Here is a 3,119-nt window from a genome sequence, read left to right as displayed (position 1 = left end):
AGCCCAAAACTCTTTTTAAGGGTAAGGCGGCTTGAAAAAAAATAATTCACCAACAATATTTATTTAAAAATGGTATTTATCCCGGTTTTTTTCAGGGTGTAATTATTTTGAGCAGTCTAAATATTTAGAAGTAGTAAAATGAAACATTTAACCAATAATCTGCTTAACCTGGTTAAGGTTCAATGTTGTATTTGTGAGACAAACAATATACAACATGCAGGCAGCGGCGAAGATTATGAATATGATTGCAGTGCCGATATTTTTTCGGCGGTACAATGCAATACATGCGGTTTAGTGTATTTAAACCCACGTCCGAATGTTTCTGAGTTCGAAAAAATTTATCCTGAAAATTATCATGCCTTTGATTTCTCGGAAGAAGAATTTGGCTTTGTTCATAAAATCCGTTCCTGGTTAGAAGCTAAACGGCTTTTAGTATTTTGCCAGGAAGTTCCAACCAATGGTAAAATTTTGGATGTGGGTTGTGGTGATGGTTTTCATTTAAACCTGCTTCGTAAGTATGGAAAAAAATCCTGGACACTTGAAGGGATAGATATGGATAAACGGGCCATTGAAATGGCTGAAAAATCAGGATTAGTAGTTCATCAGGGAAGTGTTGAATCAATTGACTTACCAGCAAATACTTACGATTTGGCATTTACTATTCAAACAATTGAACATGTAGAAAAACCTGATGAAGTGCTGAAAGGTATTTATAAATTGCTGAAACCCGGAGGCAGGTTAGTAATTGTAACTGATAATACAGATTCACTTGATTTTAAATTTTTTAAAAAAAGATATTGGGGAGGCTATCATTTTCCCCGGCACTGGAATTTATTTAACAAAAATTCTTTAAGTAAACTTGCGCAAAAAACTGGCTTTGAAGTTGATTTAATAACTACACAGGTTAGCCCTGTAAATTGGGTTTATACTATTCATAACTGGCTGGTTGATAAAAATGCGCCAGGCTGGCTTATTAAACGCTTTACACTAAAATCAACAGTTTCATTAGCCGCTTTTACTGTACTTGATATTGTATTGCAAAAGTTTAAAAAAGGGGCTTTATTGCGTGCCTTTCTAAAAAAACCGATATAATAATTTAAAAAATTTAGTGTTTTATTGCTTTGTACATATTTTTAATTCTTCTCTTTAATAAACAGGTATCACATTGTGCCTTACAATTATTTTAGGTTCTTTACCCATTTTTTCAATTAAATGTTTTACTTTTTTCTGTGTACGCCAGTAAACATCTTCCATAAACATGTGCGAAAATTCGCCATTGCGCCCTACACTCAAAAGATTTTCTACTTTTGTAGATTGCTCAAAATCTTTACGCTCCTTTTCATATTCATTTAAAAAAACAGGATAAGCTATTGGGGTTCTTAAAACATTGCTGCCTAAAAATTTCTTTTTAGCATCTGGTATTATAGAGGTAATATGTTCTAAACAAAGTTCTGCCAGTTTTTCATCATCCATTGCCCAAATATCATCCCCTTTTTCGCAACCAATATCTACAGTAATAATTGTTTTGCCTTCTGGTGCTAACCAAGGCATTGAAATTGGCGCCTCAGTAAGGCGGAAGAAAGGAAATTGTTTTTCAGGAAACCACATTACGGTATCGGGTAAAATATTTCGGCCCTCAAATTTTAAATTTATAAAAACCATGGGCCTGTAGCGAAACTGTGAGGCACCTTCCAATGCTGCAGTACCCTTAACCAGTTTTGCCAGAATATTAGCAGGCGCTGTACTGATAACTGCTGATACTTCCTGAATAACTCCATTAACTTTTACTCCAATTACTTTCTCATTTTCAACCAAAATTGCATCTACTGGTGATTCAAGTTTGATAAAATCATCAAGGCCTTCGGCTAATTTTTCACATAAAGTAGAAATACCTCCGTTTGGATAAACATGCCATACCTGTGGGGTTTCGGGCTTTTCCCTGTTGTAACCACATGCAACTGCACGGCCAGTTAATTTGCCAGCAGTTTTAAGATAAAAAGTTCTTAAGGTACTTCCTCCAAATAAACCGTCTCCTAATGAAGCTGCTAATTTTTCTCCTGGTGCACCAGACCATGCTTCCAGCAAAGGCAAAGCTACTTCATCTGCCAAAACAGATCCATAACGTTGGCGAAACCAATCAGCTGCAGACTCAGGTTTGTTATTTTTTCCTATTGCTTTCAACCTGTCGGCTAACCAGCCAAAGCTCATTCTTGGAATTTTTACCAGCCCAAATGGGTAATTATAACTTTTATTATTTAGCCAAACTGCTTCACCGTAATGTTTTACCAATTTACAATCAGAACCAATACCAACGGCATTGGCTAATCGATTTGTGATAAAATGTGCCCCAAAATCGTAGCTAAATCCTTCTTTATCTTTAAAACTTGTAGCTAATCCGGCAATTTTTTTGCCACCTTCGTAAAGGATAAAAGGAATATTGTTACGGTATAGAAAATTGGCTGCAGTTAATCCTGCAATACCTGCACCAATAATGGCGACTGGTTTACCTGGTTTCATAATTAATAAGATTATTCGGGTTAAGTGAAATATCTGGGTTTAAGTGAATCTTTTAAATTTGCTTATGCTGCAAAACAATTATTACAAATAATTAAAGTGAAAATATTCAACTGTAATTTTATTGTAAAAAATAATTATGCTATGCATCTAAAGCAATATCAAACTAAGTAATTAAGGGGAGAGGAATAAAAGGTTTTTGTTTGATATGGGGTTTACTAACTGTATCTGACTAAATAAAAGCTAAACTAATTAAATAATTTAACTTTTGCAATACCACAAATAGAGATTTTTTAATTTTTAAAAAATTCTAAATCTCTATAGTAAACATAAAATTAAAAATATATTTATAATCTACTCCATTAAAGCCGTTATTGTTAAATTTAAAAAGGAAGCCTTATTGACGGGCTTCCTTTTTAAATTTATAATTATAAGAATTTAATTTTTTATTATTTTCAAAGTCTGCTTTTCCTGGCTGTTAAAATAAACAGTTACAAAATAAGCTCCTGCAGCAAACCTGCTCATGTCTATTTTCTCTCTTATATTACCATTAGTTGCTGGTAGCTGTTTTTGGTAAATCATTTTTCCCTGCTGATCGTTAATTG

General features: G+C 33.7%; 3 protein-coding genes. 1 reads left to right on the top strand and 2 read right to left on the bottom strand.

What is annotated here, in order from left to right; translation table 11 throughout:
- Positions 1-138 precede the first annotated feature (138 nt).
- The gene (locus tag ACY651_RS04475; protein WP_462250123.1) at positions 139-1,092 is read left to right on the top strand and encodes a class I SAM-dependent methyltransferase; all 954 of its coding nucleotides are present in this window, start codon (positions 139-141) and stop codon (positions 1,090-1,092) included.
- Between the two features lie 54 nt (positions 1,093-1,146).
- Here the strand turns inward: ACY651_RS04475 and ACY651_RS04470 are convergent, their stop codons facing one another.
- Together ACY651_RS04470 and ACY651_RS04465 are read right to left on the bottom strand one after the other, a co-directional pair.
- A complete protein-coding gene (locus ACY651_RS04470; RefSeq protein WP_462250121.1) occupies positions 1,147-2,517 on the bottom strand; it encodes a protoporphyrinogen/coproporphyrinogen oxidase in 1,371 nt (456 codons plus the stop codon).
- 435 nt (positions 2,518-2,952) lie between these two features.
- Positions 2,953-3,117, bottom strand: coding sequence for a T9SS type A sorting domain-containing protein (locus tag ACY651_RS04465; protein WP_462250125.1), 165 nt, complete (start codon positions 3,115-3,117; stop codon positions 2,953-2,955).
- Between the last annotated feature and the right edge of the window lie 2 nt (positions 3,118-3,119).

Source organism: Ferruginibacter sp. (assembly GCF_031391665.1).
Classification (GTDB): domain Bacteria; phylum Bacteroidota; class Bacteroidia; order Chitinophagales; family Chitinophagaceae; genus Ferruginibacter.
Note: the sequence above shows the minus strand (reverse complement) of the source record. Positions and strands in the feature narration are given on the sequence as shown.

Excerpts from the sequence above, each read along its gene's own strand:
- ACY651_RS04475 (WP_462250123.1), top strand. The coding sequence starts at position 139 with ATGAAACATTTAACCAATAATCTGCTTAACCTGGTTAAGGTTCAATGT.
- ACY651_RS04470 (WP_462250121.1), bottom strand. The coding sequence starts at position 2,517 with ATGAAACCAGGTAAACCAGTCGCCATTATTGGTGCAGGTATTGCAGGA.